A 24,750-nucleotide genomic window follows, 5' to 3' on the forward strand; every position below is an offset into this window, starting at 1 on the left:
AGCAGGCCTTTTAGGGGCGCCCCGTCCCGTGGGCGATGTCACGTCCCGGCAAGCGGCATCGCCACCGCGACCAGCTTCCCGTTCGCCGCCGCCTTGTCGATCGCGTCCCGCAGCAGGTCCTCCCGGGGCTGGCGCCCGATCGAGCCCACCGGCGCCGCGAACATCAGTACCTGCTGGTGCTTGTTCGCGGCGGCCCGCCAGCTCTCCGTCACCTGCAACGGCTGGTGCGCCTGCCACCAGGCGACCGGCTGGCCGCCGGTGGTGCTGGGCTGGAGCACCGCGTGCAGCTGGCCCACGGCGAGCAGCACCGACCAGCCGTGCAGCACCGGCGGCACCTCGGTCAGCTCCGTGAGCGGCATGAAGCCCTGCTCGATGAGGAGCGGCAGGAAGTCGTCGCCGGAACCGGTGGTGCCGGGGCGGGCGATGGGCGCGGTCGGCTCGACGACCAGGGCCGGGTGCAACTCCCCGGCGATCAGGACGAGTCCGCTGGTGATGCCGAGCACGGCCTGCTCGGGCACGATCTTCTCCGGCTCCAGATCCACCGTGTCCCCGGAGATGGACTTCACGGCGCCGCGGAGCTGCTCCTCGGTGACCTGGACGACCTGCGAGGGCAGACAGCTGGAGTGGGCGAAGGCGAGGACGGCGGTCTCGTCGCCGATGAACAGGACGGTGCTGGTGCGCTCCTGTTCGGAGTCGCCCGGGGTGCGGCAGGACGTGCAGTCGTAGCTGCCGGGGGCGTTCTCTCCGGCGAGCAGCCGGTCGGCTTCTTCGTCGCCGATCTCGGCGCGTACCTCGTCGCTGACGTCGAGCATGCGCGGCACGGGTGGCTCCCTCGGGATGTGGTGCGTGACGGGGCCGGGTGGCTCCCGGTCCGTGAACCGGGTGGGTCCCGGGCTCATGAAGATGACAACGGACGATCTGTGGCGGGAGTCACGCCCCAGGCCGAACGGAATCGCCCCATCCAGCGCGCAGGGTCACCGCTTGTGCGGAATCGGGCACTCAATGTCAATTCCTTGGAAACCAAAGGAAGTTGATTACGTGAACTGAGTCACAGGATGCTGGGGTCGCTGGTCGATAAATCATGAAATCGGCGAATGAAGTGGGTTTCCGAAAATAGCCGATACCCGCGGTAACGGCGAACTGGCCTGGAATGACAAGGAGTTGGTTGATACCAACTGGCCCGGCTCCTTAGATTCCTCGGCCGTGTGCACAGAGCACCGCTCGGGTACGTCCGTCGACCGCACCAAGCCAGCAGGAAACCAGCACCATCCCCGAGGCGGACGGGGTGGAACGCGCCAACCGTGCCCCAGTGCACGGAGCGCGTCCCGCTTTGGGGGACCCCGGGTTTGTGGAGAGGGATTCACATGTCCGAATGTGTTGATACCAACCGTCCGACCCGCAAGCGCACGACGGCGGTCCTCGCCGGAGCGGCTCTGCTCGCCCCGCTCGGACTGCTCGCCGCGACCGGCAACGCCGTGGCGGCGGACGGCGGAGTGTGGGACCGCATCGCGCAGTGCGAGAGCGGCGGCAACTGGCACATCAACACCGGCAACGGCTACTACGGCGGGCTGCAGTTCTCCGCCGGCACCTGGCGCGCGTACGGCGGCACGGCCTACGCGTCGACCGCCGACCAGGCCTCCAGGGAACAGCAGATCGCCGTCGCCACCAAGGTCCAGGGCGCCCAGGGCTGGGGCGCCTGGCCGACCTGCTCGGCCCGGGCCGGAGCGTCCGGCGGCGCACCCGCCGCGGGTTCACCGGCCACCAAGTCGACGCCGAAGTCGACGCCCAAGTCGGCCACCGGGTCGAACTCCGGCTCCACCACCGAATCCACCGCGGCGAAGCCGTCGAAGAAGCCGGCCCGTTCGCCGAGCCACCCGGCCCGTGGTGCCTCGCGAGGTGACTACACCGTCCGCGAGGGCGACACGCTGAGCAAGATCGCCGCCCGGCACGGGACCACCTGGCAGCGGCTGTACGCGACCAACAAGGCCGTCATCGGGGCCGATCCCGATCTGATCGTGCCCGGACAGCGACTCTCGTTCTGAGCCGCTTCCCTGATCCGGGTCCTTGATCCGAATCCTTGATTCGGGCCCCTGATCCGAGCACGGGGTCCCACCCGGTCCATCGACCGGGTGGGACCCGTCGGACTTCGCTCCTGCGCCTTTGGCCTTCGGCCGGACGACGGGACTTTCGCAACGGCCCCCGGCCGCACCGGACGCGCCATGGCAGCCCCTGGCGACACGCTGCTTAGCGTGGGCCGATGTATCGCGCACCGATCGCCCTCGCTGTCACCCTCGCCGTCGCCGTGTTCACCGCACTCGCCCCCGCCACGGCCGTACACGCGGCACCGCCCCCGCCGCCCCCGGGACCGCTCCCCGCGCGTGTGCCCGACGAGTGCGCCAAGGACCAGTGGCCCTGGGGCTGTATCGCCGAGTGCGAGAGCAGCGGGCGCTGGGACGTCGACTCCGGCAACGGCTTCTACGGCGGGCTGCAGTTCTGGCCGTCCACCTGGGAGGAGTTCGGCGGCCTGCGGTACGCCCCGCGCGCCGATCTCGCCACCCGCGAGCAGCAGATCGCCGTAGCCCAGGAGGTATTGGCGGTGCAGGGGTGGGAGGCCTGGCCGGAGTGCTCCAAGCGGTACGGGCTCAAGGGGCGCATGTACACCGTCCGCGCCGGGGACTCGCTCGCGTCGATTGCCGCCAAGTACGGCGTCCAGGGCGGCTGGCGGGGCCTCTACGCGGCCAACGAGGACGTGGTCGGACCACGCCCGGACCGGATCGCCATCGGCACCCTGCTGGTCATCCCGGAGGGTTCGACCCGGAGCCGCGAACTACCCCCGGCCCACGCCGCCTTCGGTCCGCCCGCGCCCGTCGTTCCAGTTCGCCCGCCTCTGCGCTGAACACGACGGTGCCGCGGCGCAGTTCGTGCACGAAGACGGTCGCCCGGTCCTGGAGCCCGGGTGGCAGCCGCTGTTCGGCGACGACCACGCACGCGTCCAGCGCGCCCAGCAGTTCGTACGTGCGGGCCGCGACCGTCGGCGACATGCCCTGCGCGGGTTCGTCGACGAGCACCACGCGGGCGCGTGCCAACAGGGCACGGGAGAGGGCGAGCATGCGCTGCTCACCACCGGAGAGCGTGCCGGCCCGGCGCTGAAGCAGGGGGCGCAGTTGCGGATAGGCGTCGAGGGCGGGGGTGTAATCCTGCGCCGCCAACTCCAGGTTCTCCCGCACGGTGAGCGAGCCGAACACGGCCTGCCGCTCCGGGACCAGGCACAGCCCGCGGCGGGCCCGCTCGAACGCCGGCAGCCGCGTCACGTCGACGCCGTCCCACACCACCGCGCCTCCGGACAACGGCACGGTCCCGGCCAGCGCGCGCAGCACGGTCGTACGGCCGGAGCCGTTGCGGCCCAGCAGGACGGTGAGCCCGGGGCCGGGAGCGGTGAGGGTGATGCCGTGCAGGGCCTCCAGGGGGCCGTAGCGCACACGCGCGTGACGCAGGGAGATGGCCGTCGGTGTCGTCTGGGTCGCCAGGGAGCCGGTCATGCGCCGGCCTCGCGGGTGCCCAGCGTGCCGAGCGTCTCCAGGACGTAGGTGGCGGGGCCGGAGGCGACGATGCGGCCCGCGGTCATGACGTGGACGACGTCGGCCAGGTCGGCGACGAGATCGAGGTCGTGCTCGACCACGAGGAGGGCGGTGCCGTCGGCCGCCAGGGCCTTCAGCACCCGGGCCATGGCGGCGACTTCGGCGTCGTCGAGGCCGGCGGCCGGTTCGTCGAGCAGCAGCACGCGCGGGCTGCCGGCGAGGGCCCGGGCCAGTTCGACGCGGCGCAGGGTGCCGGTGGGCAGTCCGGCGGCGGGCAGCGCCCCTACCGGTCCGTCGAGCCCGAACAGCCGCAGGGCCCGCTCCACGGCGTCCGGATCGACGACCCGGCCCTGCTCGGCACCCACGCGGACGTTCTCGGCCACGGTCAACGACGGGAAGACGGCGAGCTGTTGGAACGTCCGAGCGATACCGAGCCGGGTACGGGCGTGCGCCGCCAGCCGCGTGATGTCCCGCCCTCCGAAACGCACTTCCCCGCGCGCGGGCCGCAAGGTCCCGGCCAGACAGTGGAACAGGGTGCTCTTCCCGGCCCCGTTGGGCCCGACCACGGCGGTGACCTGACCGGGCCGCACGTCGAGATCGACGCCGTCGAGCGCGGTGAAACCGCCGTAACGGGCGTGGAGGGCGCGGGCGGAGAGGGTGGGGGCGGTGGTGGACGCGGTGGGCAGGGTGGGCGCGATCCGGGTGTTGGGGGTGGCAGGGATCGAGGTGCCGGGGGTCGAGGTACGCGAGCCATCGGCGGTTGCGGTAGGCGGTGCCTCCGCTCCCTCGGGGACCGAAAGGCTCGGAGTGCGCGGGCTGTTGGGAAGGGTGGCGGGGTCGTCGGCCCGGTCAGCCGGAGCCGCCTCCGGCCCGCGGTCCTGCCGGCCCGCCGGGCCATCGCCTGCTCGGTCCGCCCCCGTCGGCGCTGCGGAATACCCGGTCGCCGTCCCACTCCGCCGGGCCGGACCGGCAGTTGGCCCACCAGCCCCCCGCCCCTCGCTCACCACCCCGCGCGACACCGCCGTAACCCCCGCCAGAGCCGGCCGATACGCGGCCCGCCCCGCCACCGGCCGCACCCTGGCCCGCACCCGAACCCCCATCGCGGTCAACGTCGCTCCCCGCCCGAGCCGCAGCCGCCCCGCAGCCGTCCGCAGCGCCTCGTACGGCCCTCCGGGGAATCGCCCGACAAGCACCGCCAGCACGCCGATCAGTGCTGCCGCCACACCACCGCGCGCACCCGCGTCCAGGCCGACCAGGAGGGCCGCCGCGGCCAGGGCGCCCAGGGTGCTGTCGGCGCCCAGGACCACGACCGCGGCGAACCAGAGGAGGCCGCGGACGGGGTCGTAGGCGCCGGGGTCGAAGGCCCGTAGGCCCATGCCGAGCATGCCGCCGCCGAGGGCGGCCAGTGCGGCGCCCGAGACGAAGGCGAGCAGCTTCAGGGACGGGACCTGGACGCCCGCCGCCGACGCTCCCGACTCGTGGTCCCGCATGGCGGCGAGGGCCCGGCCGGTACGCCCTCTGCGCAACGCGTGCGTGGCCAGCAGGGCGGCCGCCAGCAGGGCCAACTCCAGGACGTAGTACGCGCGGTCGCCGTCGAAGCCGGCCGGGCGGTCCAGGGGGAGCCCGGACGTGGCGTACGGCTGCGCGAACACGAACCGGCTCACGCCGACGCCCACCGCGAACGTCGCGAGCGCCAGCGCGAGGCCCTGGCGGCTGATCGCGGGCCAGCCGGTCAGCAGGCCCAGGGGCGCGACCAGGACGACCGCCAGCGCGAGCGCGGCCAGTTCGGGGAGGCGGGGCAGGCCCGGGAAGCGGCCCGCCGCCAGCAGCGCCGTGAACAGGGCGCCCAGACCCGCGTACGCCGCCTGCCCCAGCGAGAGTTGGCCGCCGCGGCCGGTGACGACCACCAAAGACAGCAGCACCACGCCCAGCGCGGGCACCTGGACGGACGTATGGAGGTCCGAGCCCGCGAAGCCGAGCGGGAGGAGGAACAGCACCACCGCCACGATCCACGCGCCAGGCGGCGTCGGCACGCGCGCGGTGGCGGTGCGGGGTAGGGCGTCGCGGGTGCCGATGCGGGGCAGCACGAGGGACGCCACCAACAGGGCGACGACGAACAGGTTCGCGCCCACCGCCTGGAGCAACTGCTCGCTCCAGCCGGACGGATGCAGCCGCGTCAACTGGCTCTGCGCCACCCCGATCCCGAGGGCCACCACCACCGCTACCGGCAGGCTCCGCATCCGCGCGGCGACCGCCACCGCCACGACCTCCATGACCAGGAGCGGCAGTCCGTACGGGTCGAGGCGGACGTACGGCGCCAGCAGTACGCCCGTCAGGCCCGCCGTGAACGCCCCGAACGCCCAGCCCGCGGCGGCCACCCGGTCCGCGTCGATCCCACCGAGCACGGCGAGTTGCCGGTCGTCCACCACGGCCCGCAGCTCGCGCCCGAACCGTGTCCAGCGGATCACCGCCCCGACCCCGACGGCCAGCACCAGGACGACGGCCAGTTGCCCCCACGGGTCCGCCGACACCAGCTCGGGCGCGTCGTCCCGCGCCCCCTGGCCCCACAGCAGCGCCGCCCCGCCGACCAGCAGCACGAAGACCCCGATCGACGCGACGAGCGTCTGCGCCGGGTCGCCGCCCAGAATCGCCAACGGGCGGAAGACGAACCGTTCCAGCACCACACCCAGCGTCGGCGCCAGCACCACCAGCGTCACCGTCGCGGCCGGCCACAGCGGCCAGCCCCACTCGACCACGCACTGCCGCAGCACGTACGCGCACACCATGGCGATCGCCCCGTGCGCGAAGTTGAGCACCCCGGTCGCGCGGTACGTCACGATCAGGCCGATCCCGGTGAGCGCGGCGGCGCTGCCGACCGAGAGCCCGGCGAGCGTGAGGTCGTACGTCAGCGACGACATCAGTCGGTTTCTTCGGCGGGCTCGCAGATGGGGCAGGGCCCCAACTCGCCGCTCGCCAGCAGCTTGGCGTCCACCGGGACCGCCTCCGCCTTCCCGGCCACGAGCGGACAGTCCGCGCGGTGCCAGAGCGTGCCGCCGGGGACCATCAGCAGGTCCCCGCTGACCGCGAGGGGTGCGGTGACCGCCGGCCCGGACGCGTCGGCGTCAGCGGGCTCGGCGTCGACCAGGAGACCGTAGAGCTCGTCCACGCGCGCGGCGGCGACCGTCGTGCGGCCGTGGGTGAGCAGCACGGACGCGGCGATGATCAGGGCCGCGCCGGGGATCGTGCAGGAGGCGAGATAGGGCAGCTGCCGCTCGGCGTAGCGCTCGCCGGAGATGCCGTACCAGCCGATCACGCACAGCACCGCGCCCGCGGCGAGCGCGGCCCAGCCGGCCCACAGGACGGGATGCACGGTCCGCAGTCGGGGTGTCCGCATTTCTGGCTCCCGCACGTCATGAGTCCGACCCTCTTCCAAGTCCGCCCATGGACTTGCACTATGCCTTCTGTCAGCTGACCCTGAAAGCACCGGGCGCGCCTTGCCCGGACCGACACCCGGTGGTGAGCCAGATGGTTCTCGGGAGCGACCTCAAGCGGGGGAACGCACGGCGCGGTCCAGGGGCGGCGGGACGGGGCACGGCGCTGACGGCCGCCCTGGTGCTCGTTCTCGCCCCGATCCTCACCGCGTGCAGCGACGACAGCGGCGGCAACGACAGTGCGCCGCCCACTCCGTCCGCCGCGGAGACGACGAGCGAGCCGGCGAGTGAGCCCGCGGCCACCGTGCCCTCCGACCCGGCGGCGGCCGAGCGGCAGGTCAAGGAGAACTGGGAGAAGTTCTTCGACCCCAAGACCTCCACGAAGGACAAGCAGGCCGTCCTGGAGAACGGCGACGAGATGGGGCCCGTGCTGCAGGCCTTCAGCGGCGACGAACGCGGCGGACAGGTGCAGGCGAAGGCCACCAAGGTCGAGTTCACCAAGGCGGACAAGGCGACCGTGACGTACACGCTGACCCTCAACGGCGCCACCGCCCTGCCGAACGCCTCCGGGACGTCGGTCGAGGAGGACGGCACCTGGAAGGTGTCCGTCAACACACTGTGCGCGCTGGTGGCGTTGAGCGGCGATGCCTCGCAGTCGCCCGCGGCGGGCTGCTGAGGGGGCGGCTGCCGCGGCGCTGCTCCTGCTGGGCACGGCGTGCGGCAGCCGGCTGCCGGAGAGCGACTTCGGGTCCGACACGCGCACGCCGGTGCCCGCGCGTACCGACGCCGCTCCGATCCGCGTCGGCATCGTCACCAGCGTCACCAGCCCGGTCGGCGGCGACACCTTCACCGGCCCGCGCGACGGCGCCAAGGCGTACTTCGACCGCCTCAACGCGCGCGGGGGCGTCGACGGCCACCCCGTGGAGGTGCGGGAGTGCGACGACGGCGGCAGCGGGGTCGGCAACAACACGTGTGTGCACCGGCTGATCGACGAGGACAAGGTGGTCGCCCTGGTCGCCACCACCGCGCTGGACTACGCCGGCGCCTCCCGCGTCTCCCACGCGCGCGTGCCCGACATCGGCGGCCAGCCCATCGGCGCCGCCTACGACACCTGGCCGCACCTCTACGGCATCTACGGCAGCCTCGCGCCCCGCGGCGGAACTCCGGGCTGGGGCGGCAAGCTGTACGGCGGCACGGAGGTCTACCGCTACTTCAAGCGGGAGAAGGGCGCCCGTACGGCCGCCGTGGTGTCGTACAACCAGGCCGCGTCCGCCGCCTACGCCCGGCTCGTCGAACAGGGGCTGCGGGCCGAGGGCTACACGGTCGTCACCGAGCAGGTGGACTTCGCGCTGCCCAACTTCCGTGCCGCCGCGGCCGATCTGAAGCAGCAGGGTGCCGACCTGGTCTTCGACGCCATCGACACGCACGGCAACGCGCAGTTGTGCGAAGCGATGGACGAGGTCGGTGCGAAGGTCATCGCCAAGGTCACCAACGTCCAGAACTGGACGTCCACCGTCGTCGACGACTACAAGGACGCGCCGCGCTGCCGCAACGCGCTGTGGGCGACCGGGTCCAGCCGCGACTTCGAGGACACCGGGAACGCGGCGGTGCGGGAGTTCAGGGACGCCACCAAAGGCCTGAAGACGCACTCGCAATGGCAGTTGGAGGGCTGGGCGGCCGCGATGTGGTTCACGGACGCGGCGAAGTCCTGCGCGGACACGAAGACCGGCATCACGCGCGCGTGCGTCGACGGCTTCATGAACCGGAGCGAGAACTACACCGCAGGCGGCCTGTTGGTTCCCGTCTCCTTCGAGCGGCTGGCCGAACCGCCGAAGACGCGCAGGACGTGTCTGTCGGTGGCCCGTTGGCAGGACGGCAAGGGCTGGGTGGCGCAGGGGGACATGAACAGCACTTGTTTCGATGTGCCGCAACTGCCGTACAGCCCTTGATGGAGACTTCGACCATGTTGGAGACCTCGGCACGACTCCTGCGCCTGCTCTCGCTGCTCCAGGCCCACCGCGAGTGGTCCGGGGCCGACCTGGCCGACCGGCTCGGTGTCACCCCGCGCACCGTGCGCCGGGACGTCGACCGACTGCGCGAGCTGGGCTACCCCGTCAACGCCAGCCCGGGCACCGGCGGCGGCTACCAGCTGGGCGCGGGCGCCGAGTTGCCCCCGCTGCTCCTGGACGACGACGAGGCGGTCGCGGTGGCCGTCGGCCTGCGCACGGCCGCCGGGCAGGGCATCGAGGGCATCGGCGAGACGTCCGTACGGGCTCTGGCCAAGCTGGAACAGGTCCTGCCGACCCGGTTGCGCCGCCGCGTCGGCGCCCTGAACGCCTTCACCGTGCCGATGCTCCGCGGCCCCCGGCCCTCCGCCGTGGACCCGGCCGTCCTGACGGAGATCGCCCACCTCTGCCGGGACTCCGAACGCCTGCGCTTCGAGTACCGCAGCCACGACGGCGCCCCCACCCGCCGCACCGTCGAACCGCACCGCCTGGTGTGCACCGAGCACCGCTGGTACCTGGTCGCCTGGGACCTGGACCGCGCGGACTGGCGCACGTTCCGCGTCGACCGCATCACGCCGAAGCCGCCGCACGGCCCGCGCTTCGCCCCGCGCGACCCGCCCGCCGAGGACCTCGCCGCGTACGTCTCGAAGGGCGTCTCCACGCGCGCGTACGCCACGCACGCCGTCGTCCGGCTGCTGGTGCCCCTGGCGGAGGCGGCCGAGCGGATCTCGCCCTCGTCCGGGCAGTTGGAGGCGGACGGGCCGGACGCCTGCATTCTGCGCACCGGGGCCGCGAGCCTCGACGTGATGGTCATTCACGTGATGCTGACGGGCTTCGAGTTCGAGGTGCTGGAGCCGACCGAGCTCACCGAGGCGATCAGCACGGCCCGTGACCGGCTGACCCGCTCGCTGGGCCGGTCCGGAGCCGGGCAGGCACCGTGAGGCGGTGCGGCGATTGTGTGCTGGAACCGTGTATTTCCTATGCGTCGTCAGCTCCCGCCGGACCGCGTGGAATCGGCCGGGAATGGACTCCGGACGGTCCCTGCGGGCCGGTCCCGAGGAGTTCTCGCGGCACTTTCCGGCGGACTATAAGAAGAGCCTCCGAGGCACCCGGGAATTGCGTTCGATTACCGGCGGAAGGCGTACCGAACCGCTCCTCCGTGTGGCGGAGTTCGGACGGAACGCGTGTCGTGATCCTGTGACAGAAGCGTGACCGGAGGGGGATATGGGACCCATGGCCGCGGCCTCGGCTTCCCTGCCCGCCCGGCAGGGCCTAGCGTGGCGGCATGGCACCGATTCCGACTCCTCCAGCGGAGCCCCAGGACAGTCCGGACGGATACGTCGGCCTCGCCGCGACCGACGCCGAGCGGCGCGCGCGCGAGCGGGGGTGGTCCACGGTGCGCTCGCTGCCACCGGGGGCGATCATCACCATGGAGTACCGCGTGGGCCGGCTGAACTTCGAGGTCAAGGACGGCAGCGTGGCCCGCGCCTGGAAGGGCTGAACGGGCGCATGGCGTGACGAAGGCCCCGGTTTTCTGTGATGGGAACCGGGGCCTTCGTCCTGCGGGGGTGGTGGTGCGTACCGACCCCGCTGTCCGTGCCGCCGATCAGGCGCCCGTCAGTGGCCGGTCAGTCGGCCGTCACCGGGCGGGCCGGGGTGCCGCGCGGGACGCGGTCCGCGTGCGGTGGGCGGCGGCTGCCGATCGGGGTGACCGGAGTGCGCTCCGCGCGGGTGGTGTGCGGGCCGGGGGCCAGATAGACGGGCGCCCGGGCGGAGCGGGAGACCGAGGCCGGCTCGTGCGCCGCGGCCTCGTCCTGTGCCGTGGAGCGCGGTTCGACCAGCACGGGTGCCCCCACGGGGAGGGCCGGTGCGGGTGCCCCGACGGGAGCGCGGGCCCGCCAGCGGTCGCGCAGGTCGAAGATCGCGGTCTCGGCGCGGGTGATCAGCGGCTCGCACCAGGGCAGGGCGAGCAGGACCAGCAGACCGGCGGCCCAGCCGAGGAGTACGTCGCTCAGCCAGTGCGTACCGAGGTAGACGGTGGCCATGCCGACGCCCAGCGAGGTCACCGCGGAGACGGCCGAAAGCCAGCGGCGCGTCCTCGGGCTGGAGGCCAGATAGGCCAGGATTCCCCAGGTCACGACGGCGTTCGCGGTGTGACCGCTCGGAAATATATCGCCGCCCAGACCCATCTCGTTCGAGCCGATCGTGGTCGCGTAGTGCGGCCCGAGGCGGCCCATGCCGAGCTTGGCGGCGCCGACGGTGATGTTCAGCAGCAGCAACGAGGCGCCCAGAGTCAGCATCGGGCGCAGCGTGTGCTGCCGCCAGGAGCGCCAGCCCAGCCAGGCCGCGACCATCACCGCGGTCGGGCCGCGCTGGCCGAGCACCACGTAGTAGTCGACGAACCAGTGGATGCCCTGCCACTGCTGGTACGGGCGGAAGAACATGACCTGCCAGTCGAGGCGGACCAGCCACGATGTGGTCACCACGGCCCACACGATCGCCAGATAGAAGGCCAGGGTCCCGGTAAGGAGGGCGACCCTGTGCCTGCTCATCTTCGGCACATCGATGTGGGCCGGGCGTTCCGGCTCTCGGTCGAGCCTGGCGAACACCCGGTCCAGACGGGTGAGGGTTCGTTCGGTACGCACCCAATCGACGTTACAGCGAGTGAGCTCAGTTCCCGGGCGAATCAGCGGCTTTGTGATGACGATGTGATGTGGGATTCCTCTCAAGGCGGGGTTTATTTCCGAGGAATCCGCAATGTTGGATGACCGCTTCCTTCAATTCCTTTGATCATTCCAGGCCTTGGTTAAAAGGGACTTATGAATTCGTTCACCTGGAGATGGGGTTGATTTCGCCTGGCGCTCGCCGGCCGCCACGGGTCGATCATGGTGGACCGGAGCCGTTCAGCCAGAACGCTCCGTACACGGCCGAGGCCACCGCGATGCCGCCCAGCACCAGCGCCGACCTGCGCGTTCGTAGCCGGCCCAGGGCCAGGGCGAGAGGGAGAAGCAGGGGGAAGGCGGGCATCAGCAGGCGTGGTTTCGAGCCGAAATAGCTCGACGCGCACAGGGCGAGCACGGTGACGACGCCCGCGTACACCAGCAGCGGGAGCGGTTGACGCTGTCGCACACAGGTGACGTACAGCCAGACCACAAGGGCGACTCCGACCATCAGCCCCACGCCGGCGAGCGCTCCCGGGACCGACGTGAACTTGTCGGCGACGAAGCGGGCGAAGGCGTAACCGCCGTCGAATCCGTTGCGCCAGCCCGCCTGGACGTCCAGATAGCCGAAGGGGCCCTTTCCGGTGCGGTGGCCGACCCACAGGACGTAACCGGCGGCGCCCAGGGGCGCGAGGAGCATGGCGAGGGCGCGCCGCCAGGCCGGTGCGCCGGGGTGGGGCCCGCCGTCCGCGGCGGATGGGGCGTGCGGTGTGTCCAGTGCGCCCCGCGCGGCGGCCGTGCTTCGCTCCCGCCCGAAAGAGTCGCGTCTCAGGAAGGAGACGACCCCCGCCGCCCACACCGCCGCGACCACCGCGAGCCCCACCGGCCGGGTCAGGCCGGACAGCAGCGCCAGCGTGCCCGCGGTGAGCCAGCGGCCGGTCAGGACCGCGTACAGCGACCAGGCGGCCAGCGCCGTGAACAGCGACTCGCTGTACGCCATCGACTGCACGATCCCGACCGGCAGTACGGCCCACACCAGCACCGCGCACACGCCGGCCCGGAGGCCGTACACGTGGTCGGTGACCGCGAAGATCCCCCAGGCCGCGGCGAGCGAGGCGAGCAGTGCGACGACGAAACCGGCGTCGGCGTACGACAGCGGGGACACCGCCGCGAGGCCCCGTTCCAGCCAGGGCAGCAGCGGGAAGAAGGCCAGGTTCGAGTGGACGTCGCCGTTCGGCAGGCGCACCTCGTAGCCGTAACCCCCCTCGGCGACCCTCGTGTACCACAGCGCGTCCCAGCGGGCCGTCAGCAGCGTGTACGCGCTCTTGCCGCGTGCGGCGCTCCACAGGGCCAGGGCGAGCAGGCCCAGGGCGCGTACGGCCGCGTACCCGAGGAGGGCCGGGGCCGCGCGGCGCAGGGCGGCCAAGGGGCCGGCGCTCACCGCGCGCGTCTCAAGATCGGTCACGGGCCCGATTATCGACGGCCCCGGAACCGGGGGGCCCGCCGCGACGTGGACGACGGCAGGGGGAGTGGCGTACGCCACACGGGTTGGGTGCCAAGTCTGAGAGGTCCGCCACGTGACGGTGGCGCGAACTCGCGTACGCTGACGTGTCACTCGCCTTCGTTGCGCGGGCCGGAGATCACCGCTCCTCTCCGGCCGAGATCACGGGGAGTCCCCACCCTGTGTGCCCGCCGAACGCGAGGGAACATCTGGGAGGTACGTACATGTCCGGGACGACCACGGCCGCCGCTGCGCTGCGCCGTCGGGCGGCCGGGGCCGGTGCAAACCGCTGGGTCGTCCTCGTCGTCCTCTGTGTGAGCCTGCTGCTGGTCGCGGTCGACGCGACCGTGCTGCATGTCGCGGTTCCCGCGGTCACCGAGGACCTGAAGCCCGGCGCGATAGAGCTGCTCTGGATCGTCGACGTCTACCCCCTCGTCTGCGCCTCGCTGCTGATCCTCTTCGGCACGCTCGGCGACCGGGTCGGCCGCAGACGGATCCTGCTGCTCGGCTACGGCCTGTTCGGCATCGCCTCCGGCCTCGCGGCCCTCGCGCACGACGCGCAGGTACTGATCTTCGCGCGGGCGCTGCTCGGCGTCGGCGGGGCGATGATCATGCCGGCCACGCTGTCGATCCTGCGCCAGGTCTTTCCCGACCGGCGGGAGCGGGCGCTGGCGATCGGCATCTGGAGCGCGGTCGCGGCGGTGGGCGCGGCGGTCGGTCCGCTCCTCGGCGGATTCCTCCTCGAACACTTCTGGTGGGGTTCGGTCTTCCTCGTCAACATCCCGCTGATGCTGGTCAGCCTGCCGGTGGGCCGGCTGCTGCTGCCCGAGTCGCGGGGCGCGGGCGACGGTCCGTGGGACGTGGTCGGTGCGCTGATGGCCGCGGCCGGGCTGTTCGGCGTGGTGTTCGGCGTGAAGCGGCTGGGTGGCGGTGAGCCGGTGGACAGCGTGTTCACGGTGGCGCCGCTGGTCGTGGGCGCGGTGCTGATGGTCCTTTTCGTACGGCGGCAACGGCGGCGTACGCATCCTCTGGTGGACCTCGGGATGTTCTCGCGGCCGGCGTTCAGTACGTCGGTGGGCTGCATCGTGCTGGCGATGCTGGCGCTGGTCGGCCTTGAGCTGATCGCGGCGCAGTACCTCCAGCTGGTACTCGGCCTGTCGCCCCTGGAGACCGGTCTACGGCTGCTGCCGCTGACGTTCGCCGCGATGGCGGCGGGGCTGGCGGGGGCGCGGATGCTACGCCGGTTCGGGCCGCGTCGGATGGTCTGCGTCGGGTTCCTCGTGACCGCGGGCGCGGTGCTGTTGCTGACCGCGATGGGTCGTGCCGACAACACGGGGCTGTTGCTGACCGGGTTCCTGCTGCTCGGGTTCGGGCTGGAGACGACGCTCTTCGGGGCGTACGAGTCGATGCTGAGCGAGGCGCCGCCCTCGCAGGCGGGCGGGGCCGCGGCGGTGGGGGAGACCTCGTACCAACTCGGCGCGGGGATCGGTATCGCGCTGTTGGGGAGCGTGATGAACGCGGCGTACGCCCCCGGGCTGTCGGCCGTTCCCGGAGTACCGGCGTCGGCTTCCGCCGCTGCGGGGCATTCACTGGGCGAGGCGTACGACGTGGCCGCGCGTCTGGGCGGCGGACGTGGCGCTGCGCTGCGTCGGGCGGCCCAGGACTCTTTCGTGCACGGCCTGCACGTCACGCTGCTCGTGAGCGCGGGTCTGCTGCTGCTCGGCGCGGTGATGGCGCTACGGCTGCCCCGAGTCATGCAGTGCACGGAGCCCGGGGTGAAGGTCGAGGTACCGGCCCCTCGGGACGTAGCAGAGTCCCGCGTCTCCGCCTAACCAAACCTTCGCCCACCCGCCCACCCGTGCGGGGCAGTTGAGGGGCGGACGTCGCCTGCGGGGCTTCTCGACGGTGGCGGCTTGCGGGAGTGGGGGGCGGTTCGTGGTGCGGGTTGGTTCGGCACCGCCGGAGTGCGCCGTGGGGGTGCTCGCCGTTGCGGCGGAGAATGTGTGGGCGGAGGTAGGTCGGTAGCGGGGAAGGGGCCGGGGCTCGGGGTGGAGCTGGGGATTACCCGCACCCGCACCCGCCCACGGCGAGCCACCCCGCCCACGGCGAGCCACCCCCCCCACAAGCGACCCCCCTCCCGACTGGCCCGCACGGGTGGGCGGGGGGCCAGGTACTGGACGGGCGGGACGCGTCGTCGTAGCGTCGGGGCCCTGCCCCAACTAGCAGCGCTAGTTTTCGTTTGTGTCGGAGGGTTCCATGGCCGCGTCCTCGAAGTTGCCCCCGTTCGATCCTGCCGACCCGCTGGGGATCGACGACTTGCTGGAGCCGGAGGACCTCGCCGTGCGGGCGACCGTGCGGGCGTGGGCAGCGGATCGGGTGGTGCCGTATGTCGCCCAGTGGTACGAGGACGGGGAGTTGCCGGGGATCAGGGAGCTTGCCCGGGAGCTCGGGGGCATCGGGGCGCTCGGGATGTCGCTCACCGGGTACGGGTGCGCCGGGGCCAGTGCCGTGCAGTACGGGCTCGCCTGTCTGGAACTCGAAGCCGCCGACTCCGGGATTCGGTCTCTCGTGTCCGTGCAGGGGTCGCTCGCCATGTATGCCATTCATCGGTTCGGGAGCGAGGCGCAGAAGCAGGACTGGTTGCCGCGTATGGCCGCCGGCGACGTCATCGGATGCTTCGGGTTGACCGAGCCCGACCACGGGTCCGACCCCGCCGCGATGCGGACGTACGCCAAGCGGGACGGCGGCGACTGGGTGCTCAACGGGCGGAAGATGTGGATCACCAACGGGTCCGTGGCCGGGGTCGCGGTCGTCTGGGCGCAGACCGAGGAGGGGATCCGCGGGTTTGCCGTGCCCACCGACAGCGACGGCTTCTCCGCGCCCGAGATCAAGCACAAGTGGTCCCTGCGCGCCAGCGTCACCAGTGAGCTCGTCCTCGACGATGTGCGCCTGCCCGCCGATGCCGTGCTGCCGGAGGTCGTCGGGCTGAAGGGGCCGTTGAGCTGTCTGTCCCACGCCCGTTACGGGATCGTGTGGGGCGCGATGGGCGCGGCGCGCAGCTGTTTCGAGACCGCCGTGGACTACGCGAAGTCACGGGAGCAGTTCGGGCGGCCGATCGGGGGCTTCCAGCTCACCCAGGCCAAACTCGCCGACATGGCGGTCGAACTGCACAAGGGGATCCTGCTCGCCCACCACCTGGGGCGCCGCATGGACGCCGGCCGCCTGCGTCCCGAGCAGGTCAGCTTCGGCAAGCTCAACAACGTACGAGAGGCCATCGAGATCTGCCGTACGGCACGGACGATCCTCGGTGCCAACGGGATCTCGCTGGAGTACCCCGTCATGCGGCACGCGACCAACCTCGAGTCGGTGCTGACGTACGAAGGCACCGTCGAGATGCACCAGCTGGTGCTGGGCAAGGCGCTCACCGGTCTTGACGCCTTCCGGTGAACCCTGCGCGGGGGCAGGGCCGGTGAGCGGCCCTGCCCTAGCTCTGGTTGAAGAAACCGTCCGTCCGGTGCGCCGCCGGCTCGCCGCTGACGATCTCCGTGTCGGCGGGCGTGAGCAGGAAGACGCGGTTGGACACACGGTCGATGGAACCGCGCAGTCCGAAGATGAGCCCGGCCGCGAAGTCGACGACGCGCTTGGCGTCGGACGCCTCCATGGCCGTGAGGTTCATGATGACCGGGACGCCCTCACGGAAGAGCTCACCGATGGCGCGGGCATCCCGGAAGCTGTCCGGGGTGACCGTGCCGATCCGGCGGCCCGTCTCCTCTGCGGTGTCCGAAGCCACCTTGACCCGAGGGTCGGTGACCCAGGCATCCCCGGGCTGCTCGGTCCCTTCGGAGTAGTCGTCGTCGTAGTAGCGCTCGTCATCGTTGTCGTCGACGAGGCCAAGCCAGGCACTCGCCTTGCGTACCGATCCCATGGACGCCTCCTCTCACAGCGGTCTTTCTTGCTTTCCGCATCCCTATGGTCATCCATGATGCGGATGGCGCGCCAAGTGGATAGACGCCGCGCGGGGGGTTTGTGACGGTACTGGTGCACAGCCCATACGTCGAGAGCCCGGTTGTAGCAAGGGTCGTTCCCCACACGGCTGCTGACTGTGAGTGAAATATGATTCTTCACGGCGTATGGGTGATGCGCGGGGCGTACGGGTGAACGGGGTGGTCGCTACGATGCAGCAGCTCAACGTCCTACACGTCACGGGGGAGTGCTGTGTTCGGAATCGTCAGGCCCTGCCGTCATCGGCTCGGTGAAAATCTCAAAACCCAGTGGATGGCCCACTTGTGCGGGCTGTGTCTCGCACTGCGCAAGGACCATGGACAGTTCGCACGTGTCGTGACGAACTATGACGGGCTTCTCATATCGGTTCTGACGGAGGCTCAAGCCGACAGAGCCACCGGGCAGTCGAGCGGATGGCGGCGTACGGCGGGACCGTGTCCGTTGCGCGGGATGCGGACCGCCTCCGTCGCCCGGGGCGAGGGGGCCCGGCTCGCGGCCGCCGTCTCGCTGGTGCTCGCCTCGGCCAAGATGCGTGACCATGTCGCCGACGGGGACGGGCTGCTGGCGCGCAAGCCGGTGGCGCTCGCGGCACGCCGGGTGGCCAAGCGCTGGGACGCGGCGGGGGCCCGTACCGGATCCGAGGTCGGCTTCGACACGGCCGTGCTCGTCGAGGCGGTGGACCGGCAGGTCGGCATCGAGGCGCTTGCCGGGCCGGGGACGTCGCTGTTGACGGTCACCGAACCGACCGAGACCGCCACGGCCGCCGCCTTCGCGCACACCGCGCTGCTGGCCGGGCGGCCGGGCAACGCCGAACCGCTCGCCGAGGCCGGACGCCTCTTCGGGCGGCTCGCGCATCTGCTGGACGCCGTGGAGGACAAGGAACCTGACGCCGCGTCGGGTGCCTGGAACCCGCTCACGGCGACCGGGACCCCGGTAGGCGAGGCGCGCCGGCTCGCCGACGACGCCCTGCACGGCATACGGCTCGCGCTGCGCGAGGTCGACTTCGGCGACGGGAAGCTCGCGCACCGGCTGCTCGTGCACGAACTGCGCACGTCCGTCGACCGGGCCTTCCGGGGCGCCTCGTGCGGCCACGGGCACGCGGACGCGCCGTCGCTGTACGGGCCGTACGCACCGCCCGGCGGCCCGGGCGGGCCGCCGCTGCCGCCCGAGCCGCCGCGCCGGGACCGGCGCGGGCTCCTTGCGGGGTGCGCGGTGTGGGCGGGCCTCGCCTGTACGTGCCAGCTGTGCTGCGGCTCGTACGAGGACCCCTGGAGCCGGGAGCCGAAGGAAGGTCTCTGCAACCCGGACTGCGGCGACTGTTGTGACTGCTGCGACGGTTGCAGTTGCTGCGACTGCTGCGATTGCGGCTGCGACTGCAGTTGCTGAATTGAACGCCGGGGCGCCCTGAGACGTACCTCCGGGGAGGACGCGATGTGCGTGCGGCCGCTCGAAAGGATCGGGGACCATGTCAGGGCGCTCTGACAGGATCGTGCCGCTCGCCGTGAAGATCGTGGTGAGCGGGGGGCTCGGGGTCGGCAAGACGACGTTCATCGGGGCCATTTCGGAGATCGAGCCGCTGGACGCGGAGGCCGCGATCACGCAGATCTCGATGGGGGTCGACGCGATCGACGGGACCGAGTCGAAGACGACGACGACCGTCCCGCTCGACTTCGGGCGGATCACGCTCGATCCGTCGATCGCGTTGTACCTGTTCGGGACGCCCGGCCAGGACGGGTTCTCGTTCCTCCGGCACGACCTGGAGGAGGGCGCGCTGGGGACGGTGGTCCTCGTGGACACCCGTCGGCTCGAGGAGTGCTACGCGACCGTCGACCACTTCGAGACGCAGGGCGCGCCGTTCGTGCTCGCCGTGAACCGCTTCGACGGCGCCGATCGGTTCGAACTCGACGAAGTGCGCAGGGTGTTGGGGCTCAGGGGCGATGTGCCGGTGCTGGAGTGTGATGCTCGGGACCGCGGGTCGGTGCGGGACGTGCTCGGCGCGTTGATGGACCGGGTGATCGGGGTCCGGGCGGCGCCCAAGGGGAGGGGAGGGGTGTGCGTGTGAAGGCGGAGCAGGAAGAACACGTGCAGCGCGGTCGGCTCAACAGGAAGAGGACCACACTCGACCGAAGTCGATGTGGGAGCGCTTGACCAGCCACTGCTGTGGATGCATGGCCCAAGTGGAACAGGCATCCGGTTTTCCGTCAACCGAGCTGAGACGTGCTGCTCACATGATGGACAACCTTGACAGCGAGGGGAAACGGCGCCGTAGAGTCGACAGACGGCCCTGCTGAGGGGCTCGGCCGTAGCGCGCCCAGCGGCGCACCGTGTGAAGGCACCCGTGCTCGACCCAAGTGTCACGGAGTCTTCGCATGCCATTCGACACCCTCGTCATTACCTTCGTCGGAATTCCCGGCGCACCGGACGCTCCAGGTTCGGAGCGCGCCCGATGAGGCCCTCCCTGGTGATCGTCGGGGCCGGGCCGCGAGGGACCGGCCTGATCCAGCGGATCGCCGCCAACGCACCTGAGCTGTACGCCGGTTCGGGCCTGGACATCCATCTCGTGGACCCGCATCCACCGGGCGCCGGACGCATCTGGCGGGCGGCCCAGTCGCCGCTGCTGCTGATGAACTCCCATGCCGAGGACGTCACCATGTTCACCGACGAGACCGTGGCCATGGACGGTCCCGTCCGGGAGGGCCCCACGCTGCACGAGTGGGCCGGCATCGACGCGGACGTCTTCGCCGACCGCCAGCTGCAGGGCTCGTACCTGCGCTGGGTGCACGAGCAGGCCCTCGCCGCCCTGCCCGACGGCGTCACCGTCCACCACCACCCGACCCGCGCCCTGCGGGTCGGCGGGCCGCGCGAGGGCCGGCAGCAGGTGTGGCTGCAGGGCCGCCCGCGTCCGCTCCTGGCCGACCTCGTCGTGCTGGCGCTGGGCCACCTGGATGCCGAACTCGACGAGCGGCAGCGCGAGTTGGCGTCGTACGCCGCCGCCCACGGCCTGGTCCATCTGCCGCCGGACTTCACCGCCGACAGCGACCTGTCCTCGCTGAAGGCCGGCGAACCCGTCCTGGTCCGCGGCTTCGGGCTCGCCTTCGTCGACCTGATGGTGCTGCTGACGGAGGGGCGCGGCGGGCGCTACGAGGGGGACACCTACGTCCCGTCCGGGCGGGAGCCGGTGCTGTACGTCGGATCGCGGCGCGGAGTGCCGTACCACTCGAAGATCGGTTACGACTGGAGCGGTGAACGGCCGCCGCTGCCACGGTTCTTCGGGCCCGTCGAGGTGGCGGAACTGCTCGCCAGGCCCGGCGGCCTCGACTTCCGGCGGGACGTGTGGCCGCTGGTGGAGAAGGAGTTGGGGTTCGCCCACTACCACCGGTTGTTCACCGTGCACCCGGAGCGGACCGCGATGTCCTGGACCGACTTCGAGGAGAAGTACGCGGCCGCCTCCGACCTGGCCGAGCGCGAGGCCCTCGTGGCGTCCGCGGTGCCCGAACCGGCGGACCGGCTGGACCTCGCCGCGCTCGACCATCCGCTGGACGGGGTGCGGTACGGCTCGTTCGAGGAGTTCCAGGAGGGGCTGCGCGGCTATGTCGAGCGGGATCTGAGCCGGCGTCATGATCCGGAGTACAGCCCGGACTTGGCGGTCTTCCTCGGACTGCTCTCCGTCTACGGGCAGTTGATCCGGCTCGGTGACATCGGGCCCTGGTGGCACGGGTTCTTCAGCTATCTGGCCTCCGGTCCGCCCGGGCCCCGGCTGCGGCAGCTGCTCGCCCTGTCCCGCGCCGGTGTCCTGAACTTCCTGGGCGCCGACATGACCGTCACCACCGGGAACGGCGTGTTCCGGGCCACCAGCGCGACCGTGCCCAACTCCTCCGTCGAGACACGGGCGTTGGTGGAGGCACGACTGCCCGAGCCCACCGTCGGCCGGGCCCGCGACACCCTGCTGCGCGAGCTGTACGAGGAAGGGGACGGGGTCGCCGAGACCCCGGAAGGGCTGCTGCGGGTGGACCCCGGCGACGGACGGATCCTCGACCGGGCCGGCCGGCCGCATCCCCGGCGGTTCGCGCTCGGGCCCTTCACCGACGCCCGGACGTCCGGCGCCTTCACCCGGCCGCGCACCGGCGGGCCCGCGTTCCGGCAGAACGACGCGACGGCGCGGGCCGCGCTGCGGTTCCTGGCCGAACTCTCCGCCCGGGCGGCCGCGTGACCCTCTTCGCCACCCGTGGCGTCCCCCACCGAAAAGGATCCCCGACATGAGCCCTTCGTACGGCCGGGGGCTGCTGCACCTGGCCGCCGCCATCGACCAGCCGGCGGTGTTCGACGCCGGCTCCCATGTCGAGCTGGCGCGGCTCGCCGAACGCGGCGGGCTGGACTTCGTCACGCTGGACGACACCTTCGCCCGGCCCGGCCCCGACGCGCTCTGTGTCCTCTCGCGGGTGGCGCCGGCGACCAACCGCGTCGGTCTCGTCCCGACCGTGACCACCACCCACACCGAGCCCTTCCACGTCCAGGCCGCCGTCGCGACCCTCGACTGGGTCAGCCGCGGCCGGGCCGGCTGGCGGATCGACGTGTCGGGCACCGAGGGCGAGGCCCGTCTCTTCGGCCGCCGGCACGCGGCCGCACCGGACGAGTTGTGGCGGGAGGCCGGTGAAGTCGCCGACGTGGCAGCGCGGTTGTGGGACAGCTGGGAGGACGACGCGGAGATACGTGATGCGCCGACCGGGCGTTTCCTGGACCGGGACAAGCTGCACCACGTCGACTTCGCCGGCGACTCGTTCTCGGTCAAGGGCCCTTCGATCGTGCCGCGGCCCCCGCAGGGCCACCCCGTGCGGGTCGTCGACGCCACCGAGGGGCACGCCCGGCCCGTGGCCGCCCGGTACGCGGACGTGGCGCTCGTGCAGGCGGTGAGCCCGGCCCAGGCCGCGGCCGTACGCGACGAACTGCGGCGCAGGGCTCGGGAGTTCGGGCGTGGCCCGGGCACCCCGCGGGTCCTCGCGAGTCTGCTGATCGACCTCGGCGACGGCGAGCACGCGGCCGAGCCGGGCCACGGCGGGGGCGGTCCCCGGCAGACCGCGCAGGGCCCGCTGTACCGGGGCGGTCCGGTGGACCTCGCCGAGCTGATCGCCGCCTGGTACAAGGACGGCGCCGTCGACGGCTTCCACCTCACACCCGCCGAGCCACGCCGTGACCTGGAGCGGCTCGTCAACGGCACGGTCGCACTGCTCCAGCACCGGGGCCTGTTCCGCACCTTCTACCCGGGCAGCACGCTCCGCGAGCACCTGGGCCTGGCCCGGCCCGCCAACCGGTACGCCGTGGCAGGGGGCGCGTCATGACCGTACGACGCAGGCGGATGCATCTGGCCGCGCACTTTCCCGGGGTCAACAGCACCACGGTGTGGGCGGATCCGCGGTCGAGGTCGCAGATCGAGTTCTCGTCCTTCGAGCATCTCGCGCGCACCGCCGAACGCGGCCTGTTCGACTTCTTCTTCCTCGCCGAGGGCCTCAGGCTGCGCGAACACAAGGGCCGGATCCACGACTTGGACGTCGTCGGCCGTCCGGAGTCGCTCACCGTCCTGAACGCGCTCGCCGGGGTCACCGAACACCTCGGCCTCGCCGCCACGGTCAACGCGACCTTCAACGAGCCCTACGAACTCGCCCGCAGACTCGCCACGTTGGACCACCTCAGCGGCGGCCGGGCGGCCTGGAACGTGGTGACCTCCTCCGACGCCTTCACCGGCGAGAACTTCCGGCGCGGCGGCTTCCTCGACCGGGCAGACCGGTACACGCGAGCGGCCGAATTCATCGAGGTGGCAAGGGAGTTGTGGGACTCCGGGGACTCGGACGGTGTCTTCCGGCCCTTCGCGCACCGCGGGCAACACTTCGACATCGCGGGCGAGTTCGGCGTGCCGCGCTCGCCGCAGGGGCATCCGGTCGTGATCCAGGCCGGGGACTCCGACGAGGGGCGGGAGTTCGCGGCGGCCACGGCCGACGTCGTCTTCACCCGGCACGGCACCCTGGAGGCGGGCCGCTCCTTCTACGCCGATGTTAAGCGCCGGTTGGCGCGGTACGGCCGTACGGCGGACGACCTGAAGATCATGCCCGGTGTCACCGTCGTCCTCGGCGACACCGCCGCCGAGGCCCAGGAGCGGGCCGCCGGGATCCGCCGGCAGCAGGTCTCCCCGCAGAACGCGATCCTCGCGCTGGAGCAGGTCTGGGGTGCCGACCTGTCCTCGTACGATCCCGACGGGCCGCTCCCCGACTTCGACCCGGTGCCCGACTCCGGGATCAGCCAGGGGCGGACCCGGCGCGGGGACACCGTCGCGATCGCCGAGAAGTGGCGGGCCCTGTCGCGGGAGAAGGGCCTGTCGATCCGGCAGACCGTGATCGAGGCGAGCGCCCGCCAGTCCTTCATCGGTACCCCCGAGGCCGTCGCCGCCGAACTGGAGGAGTTCGTGACGCGGGACGCCGCCGACGGTTTCATCCTCGTACCGCATCTGACCCTGGGCGGACTCGACGAGTTCGTGGACCGGGTGGTGCCGCTGCTCCAGGAACGCGGCGCGTTCCGCACGGAATACCGGGGCGCCACCCTGCGCTCACACCTCGGGCTGTCCGACCCGGCGGGGCGGGGCTGATCACATGACGGCGGGGTTGATGACGTGATGACGAGGGTTGATCGCATGACCGCGGACGTGGCCGAGGAGTGGCAGCAGTGGCACGAGCACCGTGTGGCCTCGGCCTCGGCGCCGCACGGGTCGCTCGCGCTGACCGGCACGCACTGGCTGGAGGACTATCCGGACGGGCTACTTCCGGACATCCCCGGGAACTGGGTCGACGACGGCGACGCGGTGGCGCTCACAGCGACCGCGGCGGACGGGCTGACGGTGGACGGACGGCCCCTCGACGGAACGGTCCGCATCGCCCCTGACCTCGGTCCGGCGGCCGCGGCCCGGGTCGCGTCCGGCGAGCGGCGGCTGGTCGTGCTGGTGCGTGAAGGCGTGTGGGGCGTACGGGACTTCGACCCGGACGCGCCGGCCCGGCGGGCCTTCCGGGGCATCGAGGCCGCGTCCCACGACCCGCGGTGGTCGGTGCCGGGGCGCTTCACGCCGTACGCCGAGGACCGCACCGTACGCGTCGACAACGCGGACGGACGCAAGCGCGGGCTCGGGCTCGGCGGAGAGCTGGCATTCACCCTCGACGGGCGGGAGTCGACCCTCCAGGTGACGGTCGAGGGCGACGGCTCGCTGTGGGCGGTGTTCGCCGATGCCACCAGTGGGCGGGGCAGTTACCGGTTCCGGTTCCTGCGGCCGGCCGCGCCCGACGCGGAGGGGCGCACAACCGTGGACTTCAACCGCGCCCTGCTCCCACCGTGCGCATTCGCCGACGCCTTCATCTGCCCCTTCCCGCCGCCGGGCAATACGCTGGACCTCGCGATCGAGGCGGGGGAGCGCAACCTGCTCTGAGTTCGGGGGTATCGGCATCCAGGGGAAGCGGCCTGGTCGCACAGGTGGTCCAAGCCCTGTGGCACAGGTGGTGCAAAGATCCACGGCCGAAAGGCGCCCTTGTGTCTAAC

General features: G+C 71.9%; 21 protein-coding genes. 14 read left to right on the forward strand and 7 right to left on the reverse strand.

Translation table 11 applies throughout. From position 1 onward, the window contains the following. Window positions 1-38: 38 nt before the first annotated feature. Complete coding sequence (locus tag M2283_RS20130; RefSeq protein WP_280877691.1) at window positions 39-821, reverse strand: hypothetical protein; 783 nt, start codon at window positions 819-821, stop codon at window positions 39-41. 543 nt (window positions 822-1,364) lie between these two features. Here M2283_RS20130 and M2283_RS20135 point away from each other — a divergent pair. Then, the gene (locus tag M2283_RS20135; protein ID WP_280877692.1) at window positions 1,365-2,042 is read left to right on the forward strand and encodes a transglycosylase family protein; all 678 of its coding nucleotides are present in this window, start codon (window positions 1,365-1,367) and stop codon (window positions 2,040-2,042) included. 215 nt (window positions 2,043-2,257) lie between these two features. After that, window positions 2,258-2,896, forward strand: a complete 639-nt coding sequence (locus tag M2283_RS20140; protein ID WP_280877693.1) for a transglycosylase family protein — start codon at window positions 2,258-2,260, stop codon at window positions 2,894-2,896. Here M2283_RS20140 and M2283_RS20145 read toward each other — a convergent pair. Genes M2283_RS20145 through M2283_RS20155 form a run of 3 tightly spaced genes read right to left on the reverse strand, consistent with a single transcriptional unit; the run spans window position 2,796 to window position 6,972 of the window. Beyond that, on the reverse strand, window positions 2,796-3,539 hold the full coding sequence (locus M2283_RS20145; RefSeq protein WP_280877694.1) for an ATP-binding cassette domain-containing protein: 744 nt from the start codon (window positions 3,537-3,539) through the stop codon (window positions 2,796-2,798). The two genes, M2283_RS20140 and M2283_RS20145, sit on opposite strands and share 101 nt — an antisense overlap. Next, on the reverse strand, window positions 3,536-6,496 hold the full coding sequence (locus M2283_RS20150; RefSeq protein ID WP_280877695.1) for an ABC transporter permease subunit: 2,961 nt from the start codon (window positions 6,494-6,496) through the stop codon (window positions 3,536-3,538). The genes M2283_RS20145 and M2283_RS20150 overlap by 4 nt, the downstream gene beginning before the upstream one ends. Beyond that, window positions 6,496-6,972, reverse strand: a complete 477-nt coding sequence (locus tag M2283_RS20155; RefSeq protein WP_280877696.1) for a hypothetical protein — start codon at window positions 6,970-6,972, stop codon at window positions 6,496-6,498. The genes M2283_RS20150 and M2283_RS20155 overlap by 1 nt, the downstream gene beginning before the upstream one ends. 131 nt (window positions 6,973-7,103) lie before the next feature. Here M2283_RS20155 and M2283_RS20160 point away from each other — a divergent pair, with 131 nt between their 5' ends. The 4 genes from M2283_RS20160 (at window position 7,104) to M2283_RS20175 (ending at window position 10,516) form a co-directional block, all read left to right on the forward strand. Then, entirely contained in the window at window positions 7,104-7,685 is a 582-nt protein-coding gene (locus M2283_RS20160) for a hypothetical protein (RefSeq protein WP_280877697.1), read from the forward strand. After that, window positions 7,654-8,958 (forward strand): ABC transporter substrate-binding protein, encoded by a 1,305-nt coding sequence (locus tag M2283_RS20165; RefSeq protein ID WP_280877698.1) that lies wholly within the window; start codon window positions 7,654-7,656, stop codon window positions 8,956-8,958. Before M2283_RS20160 ends, M2283_RS20165 begins: the two co-directional genes overlap by 32 nt. A 14-nt stretch (window positions 8,959-8,972) precedes the next feature. Beyond that, window positions 8,973-9,956 (forward strand): helix-turn-helix transcriptional regulator, encoded by a 984-nt coding sequence (locus tag M2283_RS20170; RefSeq protein ID WP_280877699.1) that lies wholly within the window; start codon window positions 8,973-8,975, stop codon window positions 9,954-9,956. A 344-nt stretch (window positions 9,957-10,300) separates the two neighbouring features. Then, window positions 10,301-10,516, forward strand: coding sequence for an I78 family peptidase inhibitor (locus M2283_RS20175; RefSeq protein WP_280877700.1), 216 nt, complete (start codon window positions 10,301-10,303; stop codon window positions 10,514-10,516). A gap of 127 nt (window positions 10,517-10,643) precedes the next feature. Here the strand turns inward: M2283_RS20175 and M2283_RS20180 are convergent, their stop codons facing one another. Beyond that, a complete protein-coding gene (locus M2283_RS20180) occupies window positions 10,644-11,660 on the reverse strand; it encodes a phosphatase PAP2 family protein (RefSeq protein ID WP_280877701.1) in 1,017 nt (338 codons plus the stop codon). A gap of 238 nt (window positions 11,661-11,898) precedes the next feature. Beyond that, on the reverse strand, window positions 11,899-13,140 hold the full coding sequence (locus tag M2283_RS20185; RefSeq protein ID WP_280877702.1) for a hypothetical protein: 1,242 nt from the start codon (window positions 13,138-13,140) through the stop codon (window positions 11,899-11,901). 260 nt (window positions 13,141-13,400) lie between these two features. Between M2283_RS20185 and M2283_RS20190 the strand changes: the two genes are divergently transcribed. Next, window positions 13,401-15,008 carry an MFS transporter gene (locus M2283_RS20190; RefSeq protein ID WP_280877703.1) on the forward strand — a complete coding sequence of 536 codons (1,608 nt, stop codon included), beginning with the start codon at window positions 13,401-13,403 and terminating at the stop codon, window positions 15,006-15,008. A 424-nt stretch (window positions 15,009-15,432) separates the two neighbouring features. After that, complete coding sequence (locus M2283_RS20195) at window positions 15,433-16,623, forward strand: acyl-CoA dehydrogenase family protein (RefSeq protein WP_280877704.1); 1,191 nt, start codon at window positions 15,433-15,435, stop codon at window positions 16,621-16,623. 37 nt (window positions 16,624-16,660) lie between these two features. Here the strand turns inward: M2283_RS20195 and M2283_RS20200 are convergent, their stop codons facing one another. Continuing rightward, window positions 16,661-17,101, reverse strand: coding sequence for a cell division protein SepF (locus M2283_RS20200; protein WP_280877705.1), 441 nt, complete (start codon window positions 17,099-17,101; stop codon window positions 16,661-16,663). A gap of 290 nt (window positions 17,102-17,391) precedes the next feature. Between M2283_RS20200 and M2283_RS20205 the strand changes: the two genes are divergently transcribed. The 6 genes from M2283_RS20205 to M2283_RS20230 all read left to right on the forward strand — a co-directional run bounded on the left by M2283_RS20205 (window position 17,392) and on the right by M2283_RS20230 (window position 24,640). Beyond that, complete coding sequence (locus M2283_RS20205; RefSeq protein ID WP_280877706.1) at window positions 17,392-18,564, forward strand: DUF5685 family protein; 1,173 nt, start codon at window positions 17,392-17,394, stop codon at window positions 18,562-18,564. A 79-nt stretch (window positions 18,565-18,643) separates the two neighbouring features. Then, window positions 18,644-19,240 carry a GTP-binding protein gene (locus M2283_RS20210; RefSeq protein ID WP_280877707.1) on the forward strand — a complete coding sequence of 199 codons (597 nt, stop codon included), beginning with the start codon at window positions 18,644-18,646 and terminating at the stop codon, window positions 19,238-19,240. Between the two features lie 384 nt (window positions 19,241-19,624). Further along, entirely contained in the window at window positions 19,625-21,388 is a 1,764-nt protein-coding gene (locus M2283_RS20215; RefSeq protein WP_280877708.1) for an FAD/NAD(P)-binding protein, read from the forward strand. Window positions 21,389-21,434: 46 nt separating this feature from the next. After that, window positions 21,435-22,514 carry an LLM class flavin-dependent oxidoreductase gene (locus tag M2283_RS20220; protein WP_280877709.1) on the forward strand — a complete coding sequence of 360 codons (1,080 nt, stop codon included), beginning with the start codon at window positions 21,435-21,437 and terminating at the stop codon, window positions 22,512-22,514. Then, the gene (locus tag M2283_RS20225) at window positions 22,511-23,812 is read left to right on the forward strand and encodes an NtaA/DmoA family FMN-dependent monooxygenase (protein ID WP_280877710.1); all 1,302 of its coding nucleotides are present in this window, start codon (window positions 22,511-22,513) and stop codon (window positions 23,810-23,812) included. Before M2283_RS20220 ends, M2283_RS20225 begins: the two co-directional genes overlap by 4 nt. A gap of 45 nt (window positions 23,813-23,857) precedes the next feature. Then, window positions 23,858-24,640: a DUF1684 domain-containing protein gene (locus M2283_RS20230; protein ID WP_280877711.1), complete on the forward strand. Its 783-nt coding sequence runs from the start codon at window positions 23,858-23,860 to the stop codon at window positions 24,638-24,640. Window positions 24,641-24,750: the final 110 nt, after the last annotated feature.

The organism is Streptomyces pseudovenezuelae, assembly GCF_029892565.1.
Classification (GTDB): domain Bacteria; phylum Actinomycetota; class Actinomycetes; order Streptomycetales; family Streptomycetaceae; genus Streptomyces; species Streptomyces pseudovenezuelae_A.